Raw genomic sequence first — 24,192 nt, 5'->3', positions numbered from 1 at the left:
TGTAGTCATGCGAAACAACCGTGGTTTTACACTAATCGAGCTGGTCATCGCCATGGCGCTGTTTATCGTTGTCATAATGATTTCCGCGTCAGCATTCGAGTCGATCTTGAAGACGTCCGGCAGACTTATTTCCAGTGAAGAGAGCAACATCGAAGGGGTAGTCGGCCTGGAGATGTTCCGCCACGACCTGATGCAGATGGGGTTCGGTCTGCCGGCTTCTTTTCTGATAACCCCTACATATTCTGAAGCCGCAGCAGGTCCGGATGGCCTTAATGACTCTCCGTCCGGGGTCCCGCGGCCGGTTGTCTCTCGAGAAAACTATTCCGCTTATGGCGATTACCTGGCAGTCAAGGGGTCGTCTGTCGGTAATAATGCGGCTGCCCAGAAATGGACCTATATGAGGTATTCTTCGACCACTGCCAAGGCACGAGTCTGGCCGAGGGGCGACGAAAATCTTGATACTGAGCACGACAGAGTGGTCATTCTTGATCGTTCCTTTTCTAAAGACGGGAAAATGGCCAGTACCATGGTGAATGCTACTGAAGATGACTGGAAAGGGTATCTCCCTAATTCAGTCTCACCGGTCGACAAAACCCAGATCTATTATATCTACGGAGTTAACAAAAATAATGATCTCAGGATGCCATTCAACAGGGCGGATTATTATGTGAAAAGACCGGTGCAAGCTTCCAGCGTTCCAGCCTGGTGTGCCAGTAACGTCGGCATATTGTACAAAGGAACGGTTAACCATTCCGATGGGCAATTCACTGAAAACCCTCTGGTAGACTGCGTTGCCGACATGCAGGTGGTATTCGGGTGGGATGTGGCTGGTACAGGGGTTATTGACGAGTCTTCGGCATACGACTCGGATGCGGCAAAAATCTCGGTATCCGGCACGGCCACACCGGCAGAGATCAAGGCTATTATGGAAAACCCCGATGAGGTCAGAAGCAGGCTGAAATATGTGAAGATATATATAATGGCCCAGGACGGACCCAAAGATCTGAATTTCACCAACAGCTCGAAAATTGTCGTCGGAGATGTCGAAAGTCTCGTGAGTAGCTATACGGTGGCGGCACTGACTGCCAAAGGGTGGCTGAACTACCGATGGAAGATCTACAGGTTGGTCGTAAGGCCCAAGAATCTTACTGGTAACTAAGGTCTGGATACAGATATGAAACCTATACGCAATCAAAAAGGGATGGCTCTGGTAACGTCGTTGATGCTGACGCTCATATCGTTAACCATTGTCATGTTTTTGATGTACCTGATTACATCGGGGGTACAACTTTCCGGTGCCAATAAGCGTTACAAGACCTCTCTCGAAGCATCCTACGGCGGGGTTGAGATCATTGCCAAGGATGTCATGCCGCAGCTGTTTGCCAATATTTCCTCTCCATCTGCTGCCATCTCCGCCGGCGGATTCGGAACGGCATTCAATTTCCCGGCAACTACCGACGCTACGGCAAATGCCTGTCTGCATAAGAAGCTGACTAGCCCTTCTTCAAGCTGGGGTACTTGCAGCAGTACCACCGACCCCAAGACGTCACCTGATATGAGGCTGACTTTAAATTCAACCACTTCCGATCCATATACACTGTACAGCAAGATCGTAGACACAGTATGCAGTGACAGCCGGCCTTATCCTGAAGGTAAGTGTACCGGAAGCGATCTTTCCGGAGTCTATCTGGACGGTGGACTCGGGGTTGCAGGAGGTAACTCTGATGTTGCCGTCCAGCCAAAACCAGCATTGTACCGGATTGAGGTTACTGCCGAACATTCAGGAAATTCTCAGGAAAAATCCAATTTGTCGATTCTTTATGCATATTAGGGGGACAAAAAGTCTCAGAAAAAATTGGGGGTAAAATCATGATCAGGGCGACACGAACATTAATGATAATTTTCGTACTGTGCTTATTATCGGTTACGATTACCGGTGCTGCTGAAAAAAAGACAACCTCGAAGTCTCATGAAGAAGAAGTCACCCTGACGAACATCAATACCGCTTCAGATACGGCCTTGAGATCTTTACCCGGCATTGGGGAATCAAATTCATTGCGCATAATTGCCGGCCGGCCGTATGCATACAAGGAGCAATTGAAGACGAAAAAAATTATTCGAGAGTCAGTGTATAATAAAATCAAGCATTTAATAACAGTTGGGGGAGGCAAGGATTGATAAATAGCCAGCCGTGATTGAAGGCTCCGGACGTTCGGCACTGAAAAAGCCACTGTAAATAGATAGTTCGCATATTTTTATGAAGTTCCTTCAAGATTCTTCAAAGTCAGCCGATATTTTTATTATCGAGCCCTCTCATTTTTGACGACGTTCCTCCTTACTCAGTGATGTCAAAATAGAATTTGGTTTTTGTTGTAATAGTAGTTATGCGTACAGGAGTATAAATGCATGACAATCACATATAATTATATTAAACATCTTGACAATTGCAGAAAATGCGATACATTTCCGCTAAATATTGGAAATGTCTTAATATATGGTGGGTCAAGCATGAAATGTAAGAATAATGTGAAAAAAATCAGGGAAGCCAAGCTGATGAGCAAGGCGGAATTGTCACGACTTGCCGGGGTTTCGCCGGTCACAATTGATCGGATTGAAGACGGAAAAGACTGTCGGGTGGAAACCAAACGAAAGATAATTCTTGCTTTAGGTTATTCTCTTGCCGAAAAGGACAAGGTTTTTCAGGAATAATCCCAGGGATAGGAAACGCTCATGTTATTCCAAAGAAAAAAGGAAATTCTCGGGATTGATATCGGTTCAAGTTCCGTGAAGCTTGTACAGCTCAAGCAGCAGAAAAACGGCTATATTTTGGTTAATCTCGGGTTGTTGCCATTGCCAACTGAGGCGATTGTAGACAATTCGCTCATGGATAGTTCTTCCATAGTTGAAGGCGTCAAGAATCTGATAAAAAGTCTCAATATAAAGGATAAGGAAATTGCTTGTTCGGTGTCAGGAAACTCAGTGATTATCAGAAAAATACTGCTGCCCTCCATGTCACCGGAAGAACTTGAAGACCAGATCCAGTGGGAAGCCGAGCAATATATTCCTTTTGATATCAATGACGTTAATATTGATTTCCAGCTGCTTTCTCAGGACGATAATGACGTTTCAAAGATGAATGTTCTGCTGGTAGCGAGCAAAAAGGACGTCATCAACGACTATATAACTGTTTTCAATGAGGCGGGGCTCAAACTCGTTGTCATGGATGTCGACTCGTTTGCGGTCCAGAATGTGTTCGAACTGAATTACGATATTGATCCGGAAGAGGTCTATGCCCTCATAAATGTGGGCGCTAGTATTATGAACATCAATATTGTCCGGGGTGGTATTTCCCTGTTCACTCGTGATGTGCAGATGGGCGGAAATCTTTACACCGAAGAGATCCAGAAGCAGTTCGCTTTATCGCGAGACGATGCCGAGCGCGTCAAGATTACCGGTGAGACCCAGGAGCCTGAACGTTTGAGTGATGTCATAGACAGGATTAATGACACCCTGGCGATTGAGATTCGCCGGTCTCTGGACTTTTATAATTCAAATGCCGGCGAGGGGAAAATATCAAAGGTATTTTTGAGTGGAGGGTGCTCAAAGACGCCGAAACTACCGGCTTCAGTAAGTGAACGACTTGGGATGCCGGTAGAATTGCTGAATCCTTTTCAGAAAATAAAATTCAGTGAGAAAGAGTTTGACCCTGAATACCTTCAGGAAATCGCGCCTCTCATGACTGTTGCTGCCGGTCTGGCGACAAGGAGGTACGGGGATAAATGGTAAGAATCAATCTACTACCTGTAAGAACGAATAAAAAGAAGGAAACTGCAAAGCAGCAGGTTCTAATTGCCATTGTAGTGTTTTCTGCGTGCGTTGTTGCCTGCATAGCGGTCTATTCTCTCACCCTGGCTAAAATTGCAACAACAAAGCAGGAGATTACCAAGTCTGAGAAAGAAATAGCGGCATTAAAGATAAAGATAGGTGAAATAGACAATATTAAAAAGCTTCAGGATGACGTGAGGCGAAAACTCGACGTTCTTAATCAGCTCAGAAAAAACAAGACCGGCCCAGCAAAACGGCTTGCTCACATCTGTGACTCTGTGCCTGACAAGGTATGGCTGACCAAATATGTTGAAAGCAGCACATCCATTTCAATGGCAGGTGTGGCTTACAATGAAGAGCTAATTGCTGAATTAATGCGCAACCTCATGGCAACAGGCGATTTTTCCAATGTTGAGCTTCAGGTCTCTGAACAATATGAAGTGGTTGGCGTCAAGGCAAAGAAATTTGAACTTGTATGCTCATTGAAGACAGTGCCGGCAGCGCCCCCTAAAGAAGGCGGTGCTCCCAAGAAATAAAGATCTTCTCCCCGGTTACGGGAGCGGTTCTACTGGATGAAATCTCTTTGGGGATAATCTTTATGGATCCAAGCATTGAAAAAATACTGAAGCTCCCGGCAAAGCAGAAAGTTGGCCTGCTGGCTCTTGTTATCGTTGTCATTGGCGCGGGGTTTTTTCTTTGGCCTTCAGCAACCAAAGCTCAAGGAGTTGAAGAAACAGCAGAACAATCTGGCTAAATTGCATGAGCAGGTCCAGGAAAAAAAGAAAATTGCCGATCAGCTGCCGAAATTCAAGAGCGAATATGCAAAACTTCAGAAGGACCTCGAAAGCGCCCTGACCGAACTCCCCAATCAGAAAGAAATTCCATCGCTGCTGACAAGCATAACGAATGTCGGGAAGGCAGCGGGCTTGGATTTTCTTCTCTTCAAGCCAAAAGCTGAAGCAGCCAAAGGGTTCTACGCGGAAGTTCCCGTGGACATTACTGTTTCAGGCAGTTTCATGAATGTAGCCAATTTCTTCATTGCTGTGGGGAACCTGCCGAGAATCGTAAATATTGGCAACGTAAATTTTGCTGACATAAAGTATGACAAGGATAAGGGGCGTACTAACCTTCGCGTAAACTGTCTTGCAACGACATTCAGATTCCTGGACAAGAAAGAGATCAAGGATGACAAGAAGAAGAAATAGTCGCAAGATCGCCTTCCTGTTACTGGCTCTAGCTGTATCGGTTGCCGGGTGCAAAAAGGAGGAGACTCCCGTACCTTCTCCGGCGAAGCCGGCCAAGCCCTCGCAGCCGGTTGCCCAGAACAGATCGACATCTGCAGCCAGATCTCCACAAAAGAGTGTGCAAAAGCCGCTCTCTTCTTCGGCTGCTCCAGGTAAAGGGGTTCAGTTGCAGAGCTCGTCGATGAAGCGTGTCGCTGTCTCTGAGACGCAGATTGATTTCGCTGGCAGAAAAGACCCTTTTAAACCGTACATTATCCAACCGGTCACGCCGGTCAGAAAAGCTGGCCAGGCAAAAATTCAAAATGCGCTTCCGATACAGAGTTTTGATGTTAACAAGTTCAAACTTACCGGAATCATAGTAGGACTTAAAGAAAATCGGGCGCTGATAGTTGATCCGTATCGCAAGGGGTATGTGGTTAAAGCAGGCATGCTACTTGGCAACAATAATGGACGAATTACAAAGATTACCGGTGATGCCGTAGAAGTACTCGAACAGTTTCGTGATGATAACGGAATCCTTCGTAAACGTACTGTGCGGCTTGTTCTGCCTCAGAAAAAGTAAGGAGACAGTCAGATGAGAATACATCCGTTCAGTAAACTGCTAACTCATGCACTGACCGTCGTGGTGATGATCCTGGCGCTATGTACCGGATTAGCCTCGGCAGCGGTCGAAAGCAAGGGAGCGGATACTCCGGCCTTGCTGAAGGCGATCAAAGCTTCCCCTGACGGCTATCAGGTCGAAATTGCTGCGGACAGAGCTCTGACATTCACCTATTACAAAACATCCAATCCCTACCGAGCGGTTATTGACCTTGCTCAGGCTGACGCCGGGGAAGTTCAGAAAAACCTGGAAGTCAACGTCGGCATTATCAAAAGAATCAATGTAACCAAACATACTTTTGGGGCAGGGTTTCTGAGCAGGATTGAGATTGTCCTTGCTGCAGATGAAGAATTCAGCGTAACCCCGGATGCGGAAGACAAAGGCCGGCTGATTGTCGCATTCGCAAAGCCTCCGGTCCAGTCCGCCAAGCAGGACGAACAGAAGCCGGCTGAAGCAAAGGACGTGGAAAAGCCGGTTGATACGGCAGCGATCCCTGACGCAGCTGCAACAACTTCAGCTCCGGCAGAAGTCCCGAAAACTTCAGCCAGTGAGCAGCCGGCCGGTAAACCAGCAGCCGAAACGCCTGTTACCGCACCAACGCCGGAACCTCCTGCAGTTGCGGAAAAGAAGGAAAGTACCGTAGTTGAGATTACAGCTGTAGAAGCTTTGAAAGACTCAATTGCAATCAAGACCAACGGGCAGGTAGCTTCATTCAAAAGTTTCAGAATGAACAAGCCCGACAGGCTGGTAGTTGACATCCTTGGCGCTAAATCTTTGCTGAAAACGCAGTCGATTGACCTTAGCTCATTTGGAGTCGGCAAAGTCAGGATCGGGACAAGCCCCGACAAGGTACGCCTTGTCTTTGATTCTGCAAAGGACCGGTTGCCGCCGACCCTGGTTGAAAACAGTGATACCGGTTTAAAGGTGACCTTTCCTGCCGAGGAGTCTAAAGGGGCCGGAGTAAAAGAGGCACCGGTAACTCAGGCTGCGCCGGCCGTCAAAGAGGCCAAATCCAAGAGCCCGGGTGTAGTTGAGGCAATTGATTTTGAAGTGCAGGGCGATAATTCGCTGGTTACCGTAACAGTTAGTGGAGTTTGTGAGCCCGGCAGACCAGTCAAGGTTGCCAAAGGAGCCACCCTGACATTTAAAAATTGCCAGATCCCGCGCAGGCTCCAGCGTTTTATCGATTCAGGATCGTTTCCGAGTGTCGTCAAAGGGATAACACCGATTAGTGTTAAACGGAAGAATGCCGGTGATGCCAGGCTGATAGTGCAGTTAAGGGCCGATGCACCAAGCAAGGTGATGCAGTCCGGCGACAAGTATATATGGGAGATCAGGAATACAAAGCTGCCAACACCAAAAGTTGAAAAAAACCTGCCGGAATTGAAATCCGGAGATGTCAAATCGACCAAAAACATCGGGACTGAGCCGGCAGAGATTGAGCTTGCCGGTGATAGCGGTGTTGAAATACCGGCTGTAGATAATGCGACAACGTTCACTCAGAAGTCGGTTGCGAAAAAGAAGTATACCGGTCGCCGGGTATCTCTGGAATTCTCTGATGCGGAAGTCCGTAAAATATTCCAGCTGATTGCCGAGGTCAGCAATCTCAATTTCCTGATTGCCGACGATGTCTCCGGGACCATCAGCATAAAACTGGTTAATGTCCCCTGGGATCAGGCGCTTGATGTGATTCTCGAGTCCAAGAACCTGGAAATGAAGCGAGAGGGGAACATTGTTCAGATCAAGCCGAGGGGTAAGTTTAAGAGTGCCCAGATCGAAGAACAAGAGGCTAAAAAAGCTCAGGAACGCACTATGCCGCTTGTTACTGAAATCTTCGATGTAAACTTTGCCGACATTGGCGAAATCCAGACGCAGTTTGAAAAGATAAAGAGTGAAAGAGGGGTAATTACCAAAGACGGGCGTACCAATCGTGTCATTGTTAAGGATATTCAAAGCGCTATCGACGAAATGAAATTCCTTCTGAAAAATGTCGATATGCCTGAACGGCAGGTGCTTATCGAGGCTCGCATCGTTGAAGCGACATCGACATTTACCCGAGATCTAGGGGTGCAGTGGGGGCTTCACTATCGTGACGGATCGGCATCGTTTGCCGGCATTAACAGCCTGGACACCGGATGGGGCGGGGTAATCGGGATCGTTCCACCAACAACAGGGTTCAACCCTGCTGATACATCAGGGACGTCCATGGGGCTTTCGTTTGGAAAACTAACCAGCAACATACAGCTTGATCTCCGGCTCTCAGCTGCTGCCAACGCCGGTCTGGTCAAGATCGTTTCCAGTCCAAAGGTCGTGACGCTTAACAACAAGCAGGCAAAGATTTCACAGGGTCAGGCGATTTATCTACCTTCCACTTCTGCCGAGGGAACGAAGCAGGACAAGGTGGACGCGACCCTTTCTCTTGAGGTGACGCCGCACATAACCCCTGACGGTACAATATCCATGAAGATCACCGCCAAGAATGATGCTCCGGGTACTGCGCCTCCGGGCGCGACCGCAGCGGTCAACAAGAAAGAGGCGAATACCGAACTCCTGGTCAAAAATGGCGAAACAACGGTTATCGGCGGTATTTACGTGGACAGCGACAATGAAACGAACACCGGTGTGCCATATCTGATGGATATTCCGTTGATCGGTTGGATGTTCAAGTCAAATTCCAAAGTTAAGACAAAGACCGAGTTGCTGATATTTATAACACCTAGAATAATTTAAGTGATAACGCAATTGTCGAGGAGATTTTATGAGATTTAAAGACTTGTTGGCAGCTACTGCAGCACTTAGCACCCTGTGTCTGGTAACATCTTGTGGTGATTCGTCGTTAGGGAGTGGCGTGGGTGAAGGCAAGACGGTAAACGTAACTGCTCAGGCTGCAGATTCATACAAAGAGTTCGATGTCATAACTGGCAATACCTGCAGTACTACCGGCTCGACCGGAGGAACAATCGCTACCGAATTTGTTAATGTTGACGTTGCATCCGCGCAACAGATTTCTACAGGCAAAGCATTGGACGTCAGGGTGAACAGCGCCACTATCTCGTACACACCGGCATCTTCCACATCGCCACCTATTCAAAATCAATATGTTGCCATCGGCACTACTCTCCCTGCTGGCGGCTCAATCTCAATACCCATTCCTGTTGCCTTGAGAGAAGTCAAGCTGGACTTAATGAACAAAGGGCTGCTGCCCTGCTCGACCACAATATACAAATACCATGTAACGGTTTCTTTCGAAGCGGTTGAAATCGGTACCGGTTCGACCATGTATCCCACTGCCAACATGACGGCATCATTTGCTGACGTTTCAGGTTAGTTCGGCTAATTGTAGGAAAATATGCCTGGATGATTTATTGACCGATTGAACAGGAGCCCCCCGATATGAGTTTAAATAAGTTATTTCTGAATATGACCCAGCTTATCATCCTTTTGATACTCATTGTCATAACAGGATGTTCGGGAAGTACCACTACCGGCTCTCAAAATTCAACTGGATCGCCGAAAAAATCGGTAGCCAAGCTGGTAGGGGGCGAGATTACGGTCACTGCAGCCAATGATGATCAGCAGAACCCTCAGGTAATATACCTGGCTGACAAAAACATCTATTTTTCGGTATGGGAAGACTGGCGTAATCGCAACGTCACCGGCGGCGACATATACGGCAAGTTTATAAACCCTGACGGAACTGCCTGTGGCTCAGAATTTGTCATAACAAATGCCCCCGGTAACCAGACCGTACCCAGTGCCGCTTATCGTCCCGGAGACAAAATAGCCGTAGTCTGGCAGAATTCCAACGGCACATCATCAGGCGGCTATGTGCAATACGCGGGTATTACCGGCATTCCGACTGGAGCTGCCTGTTCATCGGTCAACCCTGTCATTGGCGCTGCGGCAAATGCCGGTTTCACTCAATCCAAGCAATACGGATTATCGTCTGCCATAGCTTTGGAAAGTGCAACAGGGGCAATCTTTTCCAATACCTCCGGGGCAACGAAATTGACTTCCAGTCTGTCGCCGGCAAGCATAGTATATGGGACAGTCAACGTAAGCCGAAACTCTGTAACAGCTTTTCGAGATAATGGCGACGGCACTCTGACTGGTCAGGATGGAAGCGGAACTATCAATTATCTGACCGGCGCGATTACTGTTACCAGAACTGACCCGGTTCCTAAAACAGGTGTCTCCTATGACGTTCAGTGGTCAAGTTATACGCTTAATCCTGCAGACTCGGGGGATGCACTGTTATCGAGGAAAAGCCCGAAAATAACCTATGATGGACCCCGGGACAAGTTCTGGGTAACCTGGAATGAATCTAGAAACACGACGAACTTTGCTTCTGTTCTTTGTTTTGGGGCTGTTCCGGTTACATGGACGTATGGAGACACAACTTTTGCAGGGCTCATGAAACTTAATCCCGCACTGACAGAAGATAGAATCTTTAATTTTTCAACTGGGCCGGAAGTTATTCGCAATCAGGAGACAACACTCAGTCGATTCCTTGCGACGACAGCGACTGCGACTCAAGAAATATACACATTTGAATATTTTACGTCACTAAATAACCCCACTGCAGCAACTGATACCTCATCTCCTGAGGCGCTCTTTGTCTGGGAAGGGGTACGGAACAAGGGGATTGTTACCTGCACTCTCGATGCAGCAAAGGGCATTGTCACTTCAACATTTACATCATCTCCTTATGATGACGGTAAGCTCAATATTTATGGTCTGTTTGATAAACAGTTGAATCAGGCATCATTTGGCTCTGTCAAATTAAGTGATTTAAGTGTCGGGGCAGCTGCTGCGACGGCTACAGCGTCTAACCCTTCCGTGGCAGTCGATGACATTAGTGTCCCGAGAAAATTCCTGGTTGCTTGGGAAGACACCCGTGACGGAGATAATACGAAATTATATGGCCAGCTGATTAATTCCGGGGGGGACAAGTACAATACCAACAAGCTGATTTCTTTCTCGGATACCAACGGCGATGCTATTCAGGACTCCAATGTGGCGAATTCCCGACAGACCAGGCCGGTAATTTCCTATGACTCGGTCAATCAGCGCTATTTCGTGGCATGGCAGGACGGTCGGAATGGAACGGTCTCTCTGGAAAACCTGGATATTTTTGGCCAGTACGTCGATCTGGAGGGGACACTCAGAGGGGGTAATTATGCTATTACCACCAAACCGTCCAGCCAGATTGCGCCGGCACTTGCCTATAATTATCAATCTAACCAGTTTTTGTCTCTCTGGAAGGATGCCACCGGCATCACCTCGACTCCGTCCACGGCATCCGATGTCATGGGGCAGATCTTTTCGCTCGGCCAGCCGCAGTTGACGGTTCTGAAAACCGACAATACCTCTCTTGAACCAGCGCTCATTGATTTCGGCAATGTTATTGCGGGCGGTTCGCCGACGCGGGTTTCCTTTAAAGTTCGTAACAGCGGCGATGCGGCTTTGAAGATTGATTGCATCTCTCCTATGCCTTCCTCGCCTTTCAGCTTTGAGAATCTCCCTGCAGCACTCAATACCTGCAGTGACGGCCAGACCTACGACCTGACACCAGCCGGTGAGATGACCTTGACGGCCAAATTCTCTCCGACCGCTGGAGGCAGCTTCAACAGCGACTTTACCATCAAGAGTGACGGCGGCGACCGACAGGTGTTTCTGCTCGGTCAGGGAACTCCGCCGACCATGACATTGACCGAAGGTGACGGTTCATCCGACGGCACTCTCAATTACGCCAATGTCGAGTCCGGTCAGACCAAGGACATCACCCTGACGATTACCAATAACAGTGCGGTTACTTACAATATTACCGCTATTCAGGGAGTTAACACACCGTTCAGTATTGTCAATGCGCCAACATTCCCGGTGGCCATGGCTTCTTCGGCTTCGTTGACGCTCACCATTCGCTACTCGCCGACAGCCGCAGTTAACAATACGGCGCAGCTGACAATCGTCACGGACAAATCTCTGACCCAAACCGTCAACCTGGTCGGCACCGGTACATCCTCAGGAACCACTCCTCCTCCGGATAATGGGGGGAATACCGGTGGGTCAGGAAACAACGGGACCTCTGTTGCTCCCACGTCCTCAGGTGGCGGCAAGAGCGGTTGTTTCATTGCTACTGCGGCCTACGGCAGCTATCTTGATCCCCACGTCATGGTGTTGCGTCATTTCCGGGATGATTTCCTGTTGAAAAGCGCTCCGGGCAGGGCATTCGTGGCATTTTATTATAAGCACAGCCCGCCAATCGCAGATTTCATCAGCGAGCACGATCTGCTCAGGGCTGTTACCCGAATTCTTCTTACTCCGCTGATCTTTGCAGTAAAGTACCCGATTCTGTTTGCCTTGCTGCTTTCGACAATTGCAGCGGGTGTGGTCAGTTTCAGGAAACATCGGAAAGAAGAGGCGTTAGGGGACTGATTACCAGTATTGATGAGGTTAGAAGACCTCCTGGGAGCAATTCCCCGGAGGTCTTCTTGTATCATGGCGCATCATCCTGGAATTGTTATTAGTTGAAGTTGCGGAAGTTCCTTAAAAGGAACTCATTCATTTTCCACAGGTTACAATTGTGATGTAATTGCGATTGGGAGTAGCTGTGGTATTATTTCGCCATCATTTGAGATAATTCACGATATTAGCGGTGCCGGTTGTCTGACAATATAATTTCAGGAAGTTATCAGTATGGATTCAATGACGATCAATATTTGCTGTTTAAGCTCTTTTGGGGAGAGCCTGTTGTTTAGAGAGTTATTTCGTGGTAGTCTGCCCTCCTTTAGCTCGTATAGGAGGTTTGTTCTGTGACCAGATTACGTTATCTTACTGCCGGCGAGTCTCATGGCCCGCAACTGACTACTATTATTGAAGGCATTCCGTCGGGGTTAACCCTTGTGGATGACGATATTAATCTTGATCTTGCCAGACGTCAGATGGGATATGGGCGCGGAGGCAGGATGCTGATTGAGAAAGATACTGTTGCCATTCTTTCAGGGGTGCGCTGGGGGAAAACCATTGGTTCGCCGATAACGCTCGGTATTCAGAACCGGGACTGGGAGAACTGGCAGGAGAAGATGTCGCCGCATCCCAGACATCGGGACGACCGTATCAGGGTGACGCGTTCTAGACCTGGGCACGCCGATCTTCCCGGGGCAATGAAGTACAACCATACCGATGTCCGGAATATCCTCGAACGGTCAAGCGCCAGGGAAACCGCTGTCCGTGTGGCTGTGGGAGCTGTGGCAAAGGCCCTGCTGGCCCAGTTCGACGTAACGGTTTCCGGGTTTGTTACTGAACTGGCCGGCGTCAGGGCGGAGCGGAAAAACCTTCCTCTTACGGCACTGCGTGAACTGGCAACCAAATCCGAACTATTCACCTATGACGCTGACGCGGAACTGAAGATGAAGGAGGAGATCGACCGGGTCAAAGAGTCTGGCGACACCGTTGGTGGCGTTATCGAGGTTGTGGTGACAAACGTCCCTCCGGGGCTTGGCAGTCATGTGCAATGGGACAGAAAACTCGATTCCCGCTTGGCAATGGCGCTCATGAGCATCCAGGCGATCAAGGGGGTCGAGATCGGCAGCGGATTTGATGCGGCACGAAACCCCGGCTCCAAGGTTCATGACGAGATCTATTACGATTCTGCCCGTGTTGCACACGGCGCTCAGAGCGGATTCTACAGAAAGACCAATAATTCCGGTGGTATTGAAGGGGGAATCTCGAACGGCGAGGATATAGTGGTTCGGGCTGCCATGAAACCGATTCCCACACTTTACAAACCGCTCAAGTCGGTGGACATAGTTACCAAGGAGCCTTTCGAAGCCACAGTCGAGCGGTCGGACACATGCGCCGTTCCTGCAGCTGCTGTGGTTGCCGAAGCCGTGGTTGCCATCGAGATCGCCAACGCCTTTTTGGAGAAGTTCGGCGGGGATTCGATTGAAGAGATTGAACGTAATTTCGGAAGCTATATAGAATACCTTCGGTCATTCTGATCAAAGTATTGCGATTGGTTGCTGTGAAAAGACTGAGATAATGGAATTTTATTATGACTAAAATCTTATCGTCGGGAATGGACGATTTATCTTCGGTTGGGGGAAATTCTCCAGATGTGACGGTTTCCCTTGGTGATCGCAGTTACGGGATTGCCATAGGGAGCGGCACTCTCGGGAATCTCGGCCAGGAATGCCTTAAGCTGGAAATCGGGAAAAAGGTTGCCATCATTACCAATCCGACGGTGGCCGGATATTATCTCGCTTCGGTCCGAACTTCGCTCGAATCGGCAGGGTTTAACGTGGCAGTGGTCGAAATACCGGACGGAGAGGAGTTCAAGAACCTTGATACCGTGGCTAGCGTTTATAACGATCTTGTCGATGCCGGGATGAATCGGGGTGGTTTTGTTGTCGCGCTTGGAGGTGGGGTTGTAGGCGACCTGGCCGGCTTTGCGGCTGCGACCTTCCTGCGGGGGATCGAGTTTGTTCAGGTGCCGACTACCCTGCTTTCCCAGGTTGACAGCAGCGTAGGGGGCAAAACCGGCGTCAATCTCGACAAGGGTAAAAACCTGGTGGGCGCGTTTCATCAGCCAAGATTTGTTCTGATTGATGTCATGACTCTTTCGACACTGCCGGAACGGGAGTTCATCGGCGGGCTTGCCGAAGTAATCAAGTACGGAGCTGTTCTGGATGCAGAACTATTCGGTTTCCTGGAACAGCACTCGGAAGAGATCCTGGCGCGTGATCCTGAACCGCTCAAGCAGATTATCTCCTGGTGTTGTCGTCTCAAGGCGGATGTAGTGGCCCAGGACGAGCGCGAAACCGGCCTCAGGGCCGTACTGAATTTCGGTCACACCTTGGGGCATGCGGTTGAGTTGCTCACAGGATATGGCAAGTATTCTCACGGCGAGGCCGTAGCCATAGGGATGGTTGCTGCGGCAAGTTTTTCGGAGCAAAAGGGGTTTGCTGCTCCGGAAGATACCGCCCGGATTAGGGCATTGCTCGCCAGGATGGGATTGCCGGCCGAAGCCCCGCAGTTTGCGCCGGGAGAGTATATCGCATCCCTTGTCAGGGATAAAAAGTCCCGTGACGGTGGCATTACTTTTGTTTGCAACAAAGGTATCGGTGGCTTCAGCTTTGAACGGGTAACCGATCTGTGGCCGCTTCTTTCGGCATCCGGCATAGGGGGGTAATGGCGTTGAACGATTCTTCCTTCTGGGCAGATATCAAGAAGTTCGAGGACACTCTGGCAAAAGACCCTGCTTCGTACTGCTTCGCTCCGCTTGCAGAGTTATACCGGAAGTCCGGGCTGGTGGACGATGCAATTTCAACTGCACTGAAGGGGACAGAACTCCATCCGCAGTATTTCGGCGGATATATGGCCCTTGGGCGGGCCTATCTGGACAAGGGTATGAATTCCGAGGCGTTGACTGCGCTGCTGAAGGTAATCGGAATCAATCCCGAGAATGTCCTGGCTCAGAAACTCCTGGCCCAGATTTATATGGATAAAGGTGAGAACGGTCGTGCGCAAAATGCCCTGGAAGCAATACTTGCTTTGAATCCTTCGGATACCGAAAGCAGGATATTGCTGGAGTCTCTTGAAAGGGAGTCTGCTGGCGCTGGCAAAGGTAACGCAGAAATAGTTGCGGACGAGGCAGGAGAGCCTGCAGATTTCAATTTTCTGATTGAGCTTGAGCCTGGTGATGATTCGGCTGTAGATCTGGAGGAACTCGAGCTTATTGAAGAGCTCGAAGAAGTTGAGGATTCCCCTGCCATTTTCTCGGAACCCGAGATGGCGCAAACTGTAATTGTGCCGGATGGGGATGAGCAGTTCGATATTGGTGAAGAAGAGGATTCCCGGGCCGGGATCAGGACAGTTACTATTGCCGAGCTTTATGTCGCCCAGGGACATTACCGGAATGCTGTCGAGATTTACCGGGAACTGCTTGAAGCCGAGCCGGCTAATCAGGGATACCGGACGCGCATTGCAAAACTGGAGCAGCTTCTTTCCGAAGAGCCTGGAATACCGGTACCCCCGGTTGAAATACCGCTAGTTGACGAACCTGTTCCCGAGTTGTATCCGGATCGAGCCGAACAGACTGTTGTCACGGTTTCGGAGCCGGAGTCCGATAGTCTCGACAGTAATGACGAACTTGTTGTCATGCTCCAGGGGTGGCTGAATAACATAAGGAGGGCTAGAGAATGTCGTTCCGGGAGAGACTGAAAAACATAGTCGAGCAGGTGGATGGTGCTATAGGTGCCCTTATTATGGGTTATGACGGTATTCCCATAGACGAATGCATTCTTCCGGACGTTTCTCTGGACGTGCAGCTGTTAGCGGTTGAATATGCCACTTTATTGAAAGAGATCAAGAGAACCGTAGATGTGTTGAAGACCGGCGGCATGGAGGAGGTTTCCATTTCCACCGGGGAATTACGAGTTGTGATCAGGGCTCTGAACGAAGAGTTTTTCCTGGTTCTGCTGATGGTGAAAGATGGGAATTTTGGCCTGGGTCGGTATCTTCTCCGGCTTAATGCTTCAGTTTTCAGAGAAATGCTTCAGGATTGAGGACAATATGAAGATTCTGGTAATTCACGGGCCTAATCTTAACCTTCTTGGAACCAGGGAACCGGATGTTTACGGCAGCCAGACGATCTCAGACGTAAATGCCGCATTGCAAAACCTTGCCGTAGAACTCGGGATCGAACTTTCATGCATGCAATCCAATCACGAAGGGGCGATAGTCGATGCCATTCAGGCGGCAAAGGCCGATTGCGCCGGAATCCTGATCAACCCGGCTGCATACACCCATACAAGCATAGCAATCAGAGACGCTATTTCTGCCGTGGCACTTCCTGTAGTTGAAGTCCATATCTCTAATGTCCATGCCCGCGAAGAGTTCCGCTGTAAAAGCCATATCGCTCCAGTTGCCGTCGGCCAGATTTCCGGATTCGGCGTAAATAGTTATCTGCTGGGGCTTCGCGCAATTTTTAGTCATATTAAATTGAGATTGTAATCCCCCATTGATTATGCTAAAAGACAGAATCTTTTCGGCCAGAGAGTGTTTGGAGCGACATAGTCTGGATGCGCTCCTGGTAACGAGTCTTCACTCGATACGTTACCTGTCGGGTTTTTCCGGTAGCGACGGGGTGTTGCTGGTGACCCCGGACAGCGGTTGCTTCCTCACCGACTCACGTTATACCACCCAGGCCGGTATCGAGGTTTCAGGATTCCCTGTTGCCGAATACCGGATCAAACTCGATGCGGTTGTAGAATGGCTTTCTGCCAATAGTTGCCGCCGGATCGGATTTATTGCGTCTCAGCTTACGGTGGAGGTCTTTGACGAGCTCAAGGGGAAACTCCCGGTAGCCGAGTTTGTGCCTCTCAAGGATGAACTGGCCGAGATCAGGTGCATCAAAGACCAGTCAGAGCTTACCCTTTTGGAGACCGTTGCCGGGTTGGCCTCCGAGGCGTTCCTGGCTGTTCTGCCTTTGATAAAGCCCGGAGTTCCGGAGCGGGAACTCGCCCTGGAGCTGGAAATCGCCATGCGGCGCCTGGGTGCGGACGACAAGGCCTTTGATTTCATTGTCGCATCGGGAGAGAGGGGGGCGCTCCCCCATGGTCATGCCAGCGAGCGGTTGGTGTCTGCCGGTGAACTCGTGACATTTGATTTCGGCGCGATTTTTCATGGCTATAATTCGGATGAAACTGTTACTGTCGCAGTCGGTGGGGTTGACCCAAGGCTGCTTGATATTTATTCCATCGTAAAAGAGGCCCATGACCGGGCCATTGATGCGGTAAAACCCGGAGTTCCCCTGAAAGAGCTCGACCGGATAGCCCGTTCCTATATAGCCGAGAAGGGGTTCGGACCTTATTTCGGCCATGGTCTGGGGCATGGTGTCGGGCTGGAAGTTCATGAAAAGCCTCTTGTTTCTTTTCGGAGCGAGGAGGTTGCCGCTGAGGGGATGGTTTTCACAATCGAGCCTGGCATATACGTTCCAGGTCTCGGAGGGGTCAGGATCGAGGATACGGTATCGGTTGAGAAATCCGGGTGCCGGCTTTTGACAAAGGTTTCCAAGGAACTGCAGGTGCTTTGAATACTGCGGATTTTTAGCGTGAGGCAGTTGATGCTGCCGTTTGAAAAGGAGATTAGTATGGACATCAAAGATATCAAGACGTTGATAAAGATGGTTACAGAGACTGACATAACGGAATTCGAGGTTGAAAACCAGGAAGAAAGGATCATGATCAAGCGTGGTTCGACCACTGAGGTCGTGCATCTTCAGGCACCGCAGGTTATGTCCGCACCGCAGATCTCTTCAGCCCTTCCCCAGGTGGTTCCGGCTGCAACAGCCTCTGTTGCCCCTGCCGCAACTGAGAAGGGGGATCCGATCACTTCTCCGATCGTCGGCACATTCTATCGTGCCCCGGCACCTGACGCCGCTCCTTATGTCGAGGTCGGTCAGGTGGTGGAGAAAGGGCAGGTGCTCTGCATTGTTGAAGCGATGAAGCTTATGAACGAAATTGAAGCGGAATACCGCTGCAAGGTCATAAAAATATGCAAGGAAAACGCCCAGCCGGTAGAGTTTGGCGATGCTCTGTTCCTTGTCGAGAAAGCTTAGGGGTCTTACATGTTTTATAAAGTTCTCATCGCCAATCGTGGCGAAATAGCGCTTCGTGTAATACGTGCCTGTCGCGAACTCGGCATTAAAACCGTCGCTGTCTACTCGGAAGCCGACCGCGAATCGCTTCATGTCAGACTGGCCGACGAGAGTGTCTGCATAGGTCCGGCGCCGAGCCTGAAGAGCTATCTGAACATAAACGCTCTCATCAGTGCCGCAGAACTGACCGATGCCGAGGCCATTCATCCCGGCTACGGATTCCTATCGGAAAACGCCGGTTTTGCTGAAATTTGCGAAAAATGCGGGATAACCTTTATCGGCCCCTCTGCCGAAAGTATGCGGATAATGGGGGATAAGATCAGCGCCCGCCAGGCAGTCATAAAGGAAGGGGTTCCGATCCTCCCCGGCACCAAGGAAGGTGTCCAGGATGTCAATGAGGCGGTAAAGATCGCCAAACAGATCGGATTCCCGGTAATTATCAAGGCCACAGCCGGTGGTGGCGGCAGGGGGATGAAGATTGTCCATTCGCCCGCTACCCTCCCCAATGCCTTTGCCACCGCAAGGGCCGAGGCCCAGGCCGGTTTTGGCAACCCGGAAGTTTACATTGAGAAATACTGCGAGCAGCCGCGTCACGTTGAAATACAGATTATGGGCGACAAACACGGCAATGTGATCCATCTCGGCGAGCGCGATTGTTCGATCCAGCGCCGCCACCAGAAACTTATTGAGGAGGCTCCTTCCACCATCAGCACGCCTGAGTTGAGGAAAGCAATGGGGGATGCGGCGGTCAGAGCTGCAAAAGCTGTCGGATACAGCAGCGTTGGTACTATGGAGTTTCTGGTCGACAAACAGAACAACTTCTACTTCATGGAGATGAATACCAGGGTTCAGGTTGAACATCCTGTCACCGAGATGGTTACCGGTGTCGATATCGTGCGGGAGCAGATCCGGTCAGCGGCAGGTGTTAAGCTGCGTTACAAACAGAGCGATATCAAGATCAACGGTCATGCCATCGAGTGCCGGATCAACGCCGAGGATCCGTTCAAGTTTACCCCCTGTCCCGGCCGGATCACTGCTTATCACCCGCCAGGTGGGCTTGGGGTCCGCGTAGATTCGTTTGCTTACGCCAACTACTCAGTAGTGCCGCATTACGACTCGCTGATAGCGAAACTGATCGTTCATGCTGAAACAAGAGACGATGCCATCTGCAGAATGGCGCGAGCACTTGACGAATATATAATCGATGGTATAAAAACGACCATACCTTTTCACAAGCGGATAATGGCCAACAAGGATTTCATTGAAGGGAACATCGATACCAGCTTTTTAGAGCGTATTGTATTGGAGTAGGAGATGGACTTTCCTGAGGAACTGAAGTACAGCAAGGAGCACTTCTGGGTGCGTGTCGAAGGGAACCGGGCTGTCATCGGAATTACCGATTATGCCCAGAAAGAGCTGGGGGTAATTACCTCGGTTGAACTTCCCGAAGTAGGTTATGAACTTGAACAGGATGATTCGTTCGGGTCGATCGAGGCCAGAAAAACTGTAGCCGATCTGTACGCCCCTGTGGGCGGTGCGGTATTGGCTAGCAATGAAGAGCTTGTTGACGCCCCGGAGCTTATCAATGACGATCCTTACGACGGTGGCTGGTTTGTCGAGGTTGAGCTGTCGGACAAGGATGAACTCAACCTTCTCATGACTGCAGAAGATTATCAGGATTATGTAGCGGAAGAAGAGTGATAGGAGCCAGAATTATCACACTTTCACAAGGCGGGGATACTCGCCTTGTTTTTTTTGTTGAGGTACATCAGTCATGACTCTCAGGGTTGGCAGGATAGAGTATGCTAATTGTATCCCTCTGTTCCGGGCACTGGATGAGCTTAGTGATAACAGACACAGTTATGTGAACGGCGTGCCCGCAATATTGAACGCCATGCTGTCGCAAGGCGAAATCGACCTTTCACCTTCGTCATCAATACTGTACGGAGTTGACCCGAAGCGTTACTGGCTTCTCCCTGATCTTTCCATAAGTGCCACCGGCCCGGTCAAAAGTGTATTGCTTTTTTCGAATCAGCCGGTTGAAACACTTGACGGCGCAACTATTGGTCTGACTAACGAGTCAGACACCTCAGTAGCACTTCTTAAGATAATCCTGGCCAAATTTTTCGGATTCAATAACAGATTTCTGCGTACGGACATGATGCCGCAACAGGCTACAGAGGCGTTCGGTGCTTTACTTCTCATCGGAAATCAGGCCATGCGGGAGAGTATTAGCGGGGGGGGGTCAATATGTCTACGATCTGGGCGAACTTTGGTTCCGGTTCACCGGACTTCCGTTCGTATATGCGCTCTGGGTCGTTAACAGGGAGTCTGTCGCCGGCAAAGAGGAACAGGTGATTGATTTGGCGCGCGCCCTGCAGCAGGCAAAGGTAGCAAGCAGGGACAGGCTTAGTTTATATGTAACGGGATCGCGTCTTGAATGGTATGGCGTAGATAATCTGCTATCTTATTGGCAGACAATCTCCTATGATCTTGGCGAACGCGAGATTGCCGGAGTCAGATCTTTTTATCAGTACGCAAGTGAATTGGGCATTATCGGGCAATCCCCGGAACTATCTTTTTTCCCTCTGGTTAGATAAGCCCACGGAGACATTGATGTCAGACATCAACGGTAATAAAGGGAGCGCCAGATGGTTTGATACCCTTGCAGACCGCTTTAGGGGAGTTCGCAACGGTCGCAAGATTGAGCCGATCAGCGTTGCCGAGGGGCGAAGCCGGCTCGTGGCCAGGGTTCGCTGGCTCCTCCTTGTTTTTATCGGATCGTATGTCATCTCTGCGGGCAGCGTTTTTTCTTTCAGCCGCTACGGGTTTTTCATATCGCAGGAGCAGAAGTTTATTCTTATCGGCAGTGTTCTTGCCGTTGCCGTTTATAACCTGGTTTATCAGTTCTGGTATGACCGGATTAGCCGTTTCCGTTTTGTCGATCACTATCAGATCCTACTCGACATATTTTTTGTCACCGCACTTGTGCATGTGAGCGGTGGCGTCTCCAGCTGGTTCTGGGCGGTATATCTGGTAGTGACAATAGAAGCGGCGTTTCTGCTTGAGAAAAAAAGCGATGTCTGGATATTGGGCGCAATCGGTGGTCTCCTGTTCGGAGCATTGCTGGCGGCTGAATATTTCGGGCTTATAGAGTATGTCATGATGCCTTTTGTTGCAGGGGAGTTGCATCATGATTACCTGTACATTGCCTTGCGCTGGCTTTGGGTGGCGATTATCAACACTGTAGCCGCATTGGTGACCACTTTCCTGATGGGGGTAATTAGGACCGAGTCTCAACTGCTCAGGGAAAGTGAAGAGCGGTTGATCAACTTTATCGATACTGCCAATGACCTTATTCTCTGCTTCACTCCTGAAGGACGCGTCATATATGCCAACAAATCAGTGTGTAAATCATTGGGATATAACAAGGAGGAGGTTCTTGAGCTTCAGATCACCGGCTCAATATCAATTGCAGGACAAAAGGCATACAATGCTGCAGTTGGCCACGCAATAAAACATGGCTATTCGGAAACCGTTGAAACCGATCTGGTGACCAAGGAAGGCAAGGCAATACCAGTTGAGGGAACCTTTACCTGCAGTTTTCGCGGCAATAATCCGGTTGCTGTCTGGTGGATATGCCGGAACATCTCTGAAAGGAGATTGGCGCAACAACAACTTTACCAGCTTGCCCATTATGACTCCTTGACCGAGCTTCCCAACAGGGTCCTGTTGTATGACCGTCTGAAGCAGGCCAGGGCTTATGCCCACCGCGAAGGGAGCATAATGGCGGTTATTTTTCTGGACCTCGACCGGTTCAAGATCATCAATGACACCCTTGGCCATCCGGTGGGGGACAGGCTTTTGCAGTCGGTCGCCAAACGGCTTTCTTCATGCGTCAGGGAGGTTGATTCTGCGTCCCGGATCGGTGGAGACGAATTCGTTATCATACTGGTTAACCTTCGTGAGCCATCCGATGCCGAAAAGATAGCTGCAAAAATCCTCGCATCTCTTTCCACTCCGCACCTTATTGATGATCATGAGCTATTCATTACCACCAGTATTGGAATCAGCCTGTATCCATGTGATGACGAGGATCTGGACAACCTGATAAAAAACGGCCGACATTGCCATGTATGCCGCAAAATCGGAGGGGAGCAACGCTTACAAATTCTACGATACCTCAATGGACGAAAATGCCCATAAACGGTTCGTGTTGGAAAACAGCCTCAGGAAAGCAGTGGAAAATGATGAGTTCCTGCTTTACTACCAGCCCAAGGTCGACATCTTAAGCGGAGAAATAACGGCATTTGAGGCTTTGCTGAGATGGGAGCATCCTGATCTCGGGTTGCTTTCGCCTGCAGAGTTCATTCCGCTGGCTGAGGAGACCGGATTGATCATCCCGATCGGCGAGTGGGTCATCCGGAAGGTGTGTGCCCAAAATGTCGCTTGGCAGCAGGAAGGGTTAGCAAATCTGAGGATTGCAGTAAATTTGTCCGGGTATCAATTGCAGCAGAAGAATTTCCTGTTATTCGTCCAGGAAATATTATCGGAAACAGGGCTCGATCCGGGATGTCTTGAGTTCGAGATAACAGAGACAGTAATAATGCAGAATCCTGATTTTACCATTAACATGCTTAATAATCTCAGGGACATGGGGATTCATATTTCCATAGACGATTTTGGCACGGGATATTCTTCACTTTCGCATCTCAAGCGTTTTTCGGTTAACACGCTGAAAATCGACAAGACCTTTGTCAGCGAAGTTGAGTCAAGTGCTACTGATGCTGCGATTGCGTCGGCAATTATTGCTATGGGGAGCAGCCTTAACCTCAGGGTGATTGCCGAAGGGGTGGAAACCAGGGGTCAGCTTGAATTTTTAAAGGAAAAGCTTTGTGACGAGATGCAGGGGGTTTTATTTCAGCCGGCCCATGCCGCATGATAAGGTGACCGAGTTCATGAAGGGGAGGTTGATCAGATGCGCAGATTAACTGGTTTTTCCCTTTAGGTCCGCATAGTCTTGCAGGATCTTATTGTGGTCAAAACAAAGCTTTGCCGGCAGATTTTCCAGGGTAAAGACGCTAAGGTTTTTTGCGTCATCCGCTGCCTTTGGTATTCCCGAACCTCTCCCGAAATAAACCGTCGAAATAGTATGAAAACGGCTATCCCTCGACGGATCCGAATAGCACCCGAGCAGTCGCAGGCCTGAAACCTCCAGAGAAGTCTCTTCCCTAGCCTCCCTTATTGCAGCATTCTCCAGAGATTCGCCATAGTCAACGAACCCGCCGGGTATCGCCCAGCCAAAAGGTTCGTTTTTCCGCTCAATCAAGACTATTCCATGTTCCGTTTCGATAATGATGTCTACCGTCGGCAATGGATTGCGGTATGATTTGACCGGCTCCCCGCATCTGGGGCAGGTGATGGTATCGAAAGCCATGTGCACCTCATAAAAAAACGGGGGCCATAGGCCCCCCGGTACTCTCGGGGACTCGTCCCCATAAAAGTTACTTCTTTTTCCCGCCGGCAGCTTTTTTCGAAGCCTTGAGAGGGTTGATCTTGAGCTCTTCACTCTTGATTTCTACCTTAACATGTGTGGCGAAATTGCATATACCGTCGACCCACTTCTTGCCAGGTGCGGGATAAGCGTTGCAGACCTGGCCGATCGAGCCTTCAGTAACCCTTTCACATCCTTCGCAGTTCTCCACAATTACCTGGCAAGAGCCACCGGAGAACACACACCCCTGATTCCCCCAGAATGTACACTCTGTACCGCGAAGCACGGTTTGACACTGCATGATTCTCCTCCTCTTTTCCGTTCAGCTGTTTCAAACGTAAAGCTTAATTTACCAATTTTGGTTTGA

General features: G+C 49.6%; 27 protein-coding genes. 25 read left to right on the top strand and 2 right to left on the bottom strand.

Translation table 11 applies throughout. From position 1 onward, the window contains the following. The first annotated feature begins 7 nt into the window (after positions 1–7). The 25 genes from OR1_RS00575 to OR1_RS22640 all read left to right on the top strand — a co-directional run bounded on the left by OR1_RS00575 (position 8) and on the right by OR1_RS22640 (position 23,273). On the top strand, positions 8–1,159 hold the full coding sequence (locus OR1_RS00575) for a type II secretion system protein J (protein WP_052440168.1): 1,152 nt from the start codon (positions 8–10) through the stop codon (positions 1,157–1,159). A gap of 15 nt (positions 1,160–1,174) precedes the next feature. Next, entirely contained in the window at positions 1,175–1,831 is a 657-nt protein-coding gene (locus OR1_RS00570) for a hypothetical protein (RefSeq protein WP_041969310.1), read from the top strand. 38 nt (positions 1,832–1,869) lie between these two features. Further along, positions 1,870–2,178: a helix-hairpin-helix domain-containing protein gene (locus OR1_RS00565; RefSeq protein ID WP_052440167.1), complete on the top strand. Its 309-nt coding sequence runs from the start codon at positions 1,870–1,872 to the stop codon at positions 2,176–2,178. Positions 2,179–2,508: 330 nt separating this feature from the next. Further along, positions 2,509–2,709: a helix-turn-helix transcriptional regulator gene (locus OR1_RS00560; RefSeq protein WP_041969309.1), complete on the top strand. Its 201-nt coding sequence runs from the start codon at positions 2,509–2,511 to the stop codon at positions 2,707–2,709. A gap of 21 nt (positions 2,710–2,730) precedes the next feature. Continuing rightward, positions 2,731–3,786: a type IV pilus biogenesis protein PilM gene (pilM, locus tag OR1_RS00555; RefSeq protein WP_041969307.1), complete on the top strand. Its 1,056-nt coding sequence runs from the start codon at positions 2,731–2,733 to the stop codon at positions 3,784–3,786. Next, positions 3,780–4,361 carry a PilN domain-containing protein gene (locus tag OR1_RS00550; RefSeq protein WP_041969306.1) on the top strand — a complete coding sequence of 194 codons (582 nt, stop codon included), beginning with the start codon at positions 3,780–3,782 and terminating at the stop codon, positions 4,359–4,361. Before pilM ends, OR1_RS00550 begins: the two co-directional genes overlap by 7 nt. A gap of 62 nt (positions 4,362–4,423) precedes the next feature. Next, on the top strand, positions 4,424–4,579 hold the full coding sequence (locus OR1_RS23130; RefSeq protein WP_370543313.1) for a hypothetical protein: 156 nt from the start codon (positions 4,424–4,426) through the stop codon (positions 4,577–4,579). Between the two features lies 1 nt (position 4,580). Next, positions 4,581–5,030: a type 4a pilus biogenesis protein PilO gene (locus OR1_RS00545; RefSeq protein WP_370543312.1), complete on the top strand. Its 450-nt coding sequence runs from the start codon at positions 4,581–4,583 to the stop codon at positions 5,028–5,030. Beyond that, positions 5,011–5,631: a pilus assembly protein PilP gene (locus tag OR1_RS00540; protein ID WP_041969304.1), complete on the top strand. Its 621-nt coding sequence runs from the start codon at positions 5,011–5,013 to the stop codon at positions 5,629–5,631. Before OR1_RS00545 ends, OR1_RS00540 begins: the two co-directional genes overlap by 20 nt. A gap of 12 nt (positions 5,632–5,643) precedes the next feature. Continuing rightward, positions 5,644–8,400 (top strand): type IV pilus secretin family protein, encoded by a 2,757-nt coding sequence (gene pilQ, locus OR1_RS00535; protein WP_041969303.1) that lies wholly within the window; start codon positions 5,644–5,646, stop codon positions 8,398–8,400. A gap of 28 nt (positions 8,401–8,428) precedes the next feature. Continuing rightward, a complete protein-coding gene (locus OR1_RS00530; RefSeq protein ID WP_152609764.1) occupies positions 8,429–8,998 on the top strand; it encodes a hypothetical protein in 570 nt (189 codons plus the stop codon). A gap of 65 nt (positions 8,999–9,063) precedes the next feature. Then, positions 9,064–12,108 (top strand): CFI-box-CTERM domain-containing protein, encoded by a 3,045-nt coding sequence (locus OR1_RS00525; RefSeq protein WP_041969302.1) that lies wholly within the window; start codon positions 9,064–9,066, stop codon positions 12,106–12,108. A 377-nt stretch (positions 12,109–12,485) separates the two neighbouring features. Next, on the top strand, positions 12,486–13,673 hold the full coding sequence (aroC, locus tag OR1_RS00520) for a chorismate synthase (RefSeq protein ID WP_041969301.1): 1,188 nt from the start codon (positions 12,486–12,488) through the stop codon (positions 13,671–13,673). Between the two features lie 77 nt (positions 13,674–13,750). After that, positions 13,751–14,863 (top strand): 3-dehydroquinate synthase, encoded by a 1,113-nt coding sequence (aroB, locus tag OR1_RS00515; protein ID WP_041969300.1) that lies wholly within the window; start codon positions 13,751–13,753, stop codon positions 14,861–14,863. Beyond that, positions 14,863–15,894: a lipopolysaccharide assembly protein LapB gene (locus OR1_RS00510; RefSeq protein WP_041969299.1), complete on the top strand. Its 1,032-nt coding sequence runs from the start codon at positions 14,863–14,865 to the stop codon at positions 15,892–15,894. The genes aroB and OR1_RS00510 overlap by 1 nt, the downstream gene beginning before the upstream one ends. Then, complete coding sequence (locus tag OR1_RS00505; RefSeq protein ID WP_041969297.1) at positions 15,873–16,238, top strand: roadblock/LC7 domain-containing protein; 366 nt, start codon at positions 15,873–15,875, stop codon at positions 16,236–16,238. The genes OR1_RS00510 and OR1_RS00505 overlap by 22 nt, the downstream gene beginning before the upstream one ends. A 7-nt stretch (positions 16,239–16,245) precedes the next feature. Continuing rightward, on the top strand, positions 16,246–16,686 hold the full coding sequence (aroQ, locus tag OR1_RS00500) for a type II 3-dehydroquinate dehydratase (RefSeq protein WP_041969296.1): 441 nt from the start codon (positions 16,246–16,248) through the stop codon (positions 16,684–16,686). 13 nt (positions 16,687–16,699) lie between these two features. Then, the gene (locus tag OR1_RS00495; RefSeq protein ID WP_041969295.1) at positions 16,700–17,767 is read left to right on the top strand and encodes a Xaa-Pro peptidase family protein; all 1,068 of its coding nucleotides are present in this window, start codon (positions 16,700–16,702) and stop codon (positions 17,765–17,767) included. Between the two features lie 57 nt (positions 17,768–17,824). Continuing rightward, the gene (accB, locus tag OR1_RS00490; RefSeq protein WP_041969294.1) at positions 17,825–18,292 is read left to right on the top strand and encodes an acetyl-CoA carboxylase biotin carboxyl carrier protein; all 468 of its coding nucleotides are present in this window, start codon (positions 17,825–17,827) and stop codon (positions 18,290–18,292) included. Between the two features lie 9 nt (positions 18,293–18,301). Beyond that, positions 18,302–19,642 (top strand): acetyl-CoA carboxylase biotin carboxylase subunit, encoded by a 1,341-nt coding sequence (gene accC, locus OR1_RS00485; protein WP_041969292.1) that lies wholly within the window; start codon positions 18,302–18,304, stop codon positions 19,640–19,642. Positions 19,643–19,645: 3 nt separating this feature from the next. Then, entirely contained in the window at positions 19,646–20,032 is a 387-nt protein-coding gene (gene gcvH / locus OR1_RS00480) for a glycine cleavage system protein GcvH (RefSeq protein ID WP_041969291.1), read from the top strand. A 73-nt stretch (positions 20,033–20,105) separates the two neighbouring features. Further along, entirely contained in the window at positions 20,106–20,654 is a 549-nt protein-coding gene (locus OR1_RS00475; RefSeq protein ID WP_237754185.1) for a menaquinone biosynthesis protein, read from the top strand. Next, positions 20,542–20,931, top strand: a complete 390-nt coding sequence (locus OR1_RS22645) for an MqnA/MqnD/SBP family protein (RefSeq protein ID WP_237754194.1) — start codon at positions 20,542–20,544, stop codon at positions 20,929–20,931. Before OR1_RS00475 ends, OR1_RS22645 begins: the two co-directional genes overlap by 113 nt. Before the next feature lie 16 nt (positions 20,932–20,947). Further along, positions 20,948–22,537 (top strand): diguanylate cyclase domain-containing protein, encoded by a 1,590-nt coding sequence (locus tag OR1_RS00470; protein WP_237754184.1) that lies wholly within the window; start codon positions 20,948–20,950, stop codon positions 22,535–22,537. Then, positions 22,518–23,273 carry a bifunctional diguanylate cyclase/phosphodiesterase gene (locus tag OR1_RS22640; protein ID WP_237754183.1) on the top strand — a complete coding sequence of 252 codons (756 nt, stop codon included), beginning with the start codon at positions 22,518–22,520 and terminating at the stop codon, positions 23,271–23,273. The genes OR1_RS00470 and OR1_RS22640 overlap by 20 nt, the downstream gene beginning before the upstream one ends. Positions 23,274–23,318: 45 nt before the next feature. Here OR1_RS22640 and OR1_RS00465 read toward each other — a convergent pair whose 3' ends face one another. Next, complete coding sequence (locus OR1_RS00465) at positions 23,319–23,768, bottom strand: NUDIX hydrolase (RefSeq protein ID WP_041969289.1); 450 nt, start codon at positions 23,766–23,768, stop codon at positions 23,319–23,321. A gap of 67 nt (positions 23,769–23,835) precedes the next feature. Further along, positions 23,836–24,126 (bottom strand): PxxKW family cysteine-rich protein, encoded by a 291-nt coding sequence (locus OR1_RS00460; RefSeq protein WP_041969287.1) that lies wholly within the window; start codon positions 24,124–24,126, stop codon positions 23,836–23,838. Positions 24,127–24,192 lie beyond the last annotated feature (66 nt).

Origin of the sequence: Geobacter sp. OR-1 (assembly GCF_000813145.1) — a bacterium.
GTDB lineage: Bacteria > Desulfobacterota > Desulfuromonadia > Geobacterales > DSM-12255 > Geoanaerobacter.
The sequence above is the reverse complement of the archived record's forward strand: the minus strand, read 5'-3'. Positions and strand labels throughout refer to the sequence as shown.

What these genes read in the sequence shown, in the direction of transcription:
- OR1_RS00475 (WP_237754185.1), top strand. Translation starts at nt 20,106, where the DNA reads ATGACTCTCAGGGTTGGCAGGATAGAGTATGCTAATTGTATCCCTCTG.
- OR1_RS00510 (WP_041969299.1), top strand. Translation starts at nt 14,863, where the DNA reads ATGGCGTTGAACGATTCTTCCTTCTGGGCAGATATCAAGAAGTTCGAG.
- OR1_RS00565 (WP_052440167.1), top strand. Translation starts at nt 1,870, where the DNA reads ATGATCAGGGCGACACGAACATTAATGATAATTTTCGTACTGTGCTTA.
- pilM (WP_041969307.1), top strand. Translation starts at nt 2,731, where the DNA reads ATGTTATTCCAAAGAAAAAAGGAAATTCTCGGGATTGATATCGGTTCA.
- OR1_RS00540 (WP_041969304.1), top strand. Translation starts at nt 5,011, where the DNA reads ATGACAAGAAGAAGAAATAGTCGCAAGATCGCCTTCCTGTTACTGGCT.
- accC (WP_041969292.1), top strand. Translation starts at nt 18,302, where the DNA reads ATGTTTTATAAAGTTCTCATCGCCAATCGTGGCGAAATAGCGCTTCGT.
- pilQ (WP_041969303.1), top strand. Translation starts at nt 5,644, where the DNA reads ATGAGAATACATCCGTTCAGTAAACTGCTAACTCATGCACTGACCGTC.
- aroQ (WP_041969296.1), top strand. Translation starts at nt 16,246, where the DNA reads ATGAAGATTCTGGTAATTCACGGGCCTAATCTTAACCTTCTTGGAACC.
- OR1_RS00505 (WP_041969297.1), top strand. Translation starts at nt 15,873, where the DNA reads ATGTCGTTCCGGGAGAGACTGAAAAACATAGTCGAGCAGGTGGATGGT.
- gcvH (WP_041969291.1), top strand. Translation starts at nt 19,646, where the DNA reads ATGGACTTTCCTGAGGAACTGAAGTACAGCAAGGAGCACTTCTGGGTG.
- OR1_RS00550 (WP_041969306.1), top strand. Translation starts at nt 3,780, where the DNA reads ATGGTAAGAATCAATCTACTACCTGTAAGAACGAATAAAAAGAAGGAA.
- OR1_RS23130 (WP_370543313.1), top strand. Translation starts at nt 4,424, where the DNA reads ATGGATCCAAGCATTGAAAAAATACTGAAGCTCCCGGCAAAGCAGAAA.
- OR1_RS00560 (WP_041969309.1), top strand. Translation starts at nt 2,509, where the DNA reads ATGAAATGTAAGAATAATGTGAAAAAAATCAGGGAAGCCAAGCTGATG.
- OR1_RS00460 (WP_041969287.1), bottom strand. Translation starts at nt 24,126, where the DNA reads ATGCAGTGTCAAACCGTGCTTCGCGGTACAGAGTGTACATTCTGGGGG.
- aroB (WP_041969300.1), top strand. Translation starts at nt 13,751, where the DNA reads ATGGACGATTTATCTTCGGTTGGGGGAAATTCTCCAGATGTGACGGTT.
- OR1_RS00530 (WP_152609764.1), top strand. Translation starts at nt 8,429, where the DNA reads ATGAGATTTAAAGACTTGTTGGCAGCTACTGCAGCACTTAGCACCCTG.
- OR1_RS00575 (WP_052440168.1), top strand. Translation starts at nt 8, where the DNA reads ATGCGAAACAACCGTGGTTTTACACTAATCGAGCTGGTCATCGCCATG.
- OR1_RS22640 (WP_237754183.1), top strand. Translation starts at nt 22,518, where the DNA reads ATGGACGAAAATGCCCATAAACGGTTCGTGTTGGAAAACAGCCTCAGG.
- OR1_RS00495 (WP_041969295.1), top strand. Translation starts at nt 16,700, where the DNA reads ATGCTAAAAGACAGAATCTTTTCGGCCAGAGAGTGTTTGGAGCGACAT.
- OR1_RS00470 (WP_237754184.1), top strand. Translation starts at nt 20,948, where the DNA reads ATGTCAGACATCAACGGTAATAAAGGGAGCGCCAGATGGTTTGATACC.
- accB (WP_041969294.1), top strand. Translation starts at nt 17,825, where the DNA reads ATGGACATCAAAGATATCAAGACGTTGATAAAGATGGTTACAGAGACT.
- OR1_RS00525 (WP_041969302.1), top strand. Translation starts at nt 9,064, where the DNA reads ATGAGTTTAAATAAGTTATTTCTGAATATGACCCAGCTTATCATCCTT.
- OR1_RS00465 (WP_041969289.1), bottom strand. Translation starts at nt 23,768, where the DNA reads ATGGCTTTCGATACCATCACCTGCCCCAGATGCGGGGAGCCGGTCAAA.
- OR1_RS00570 (WP_041969310.1), top strand. Translation starts at nt 1,175, where the DNA reads ATGAAACCTATACGCAATCAAAAAGGGATGGCTCTGGTAACGTCGTTG.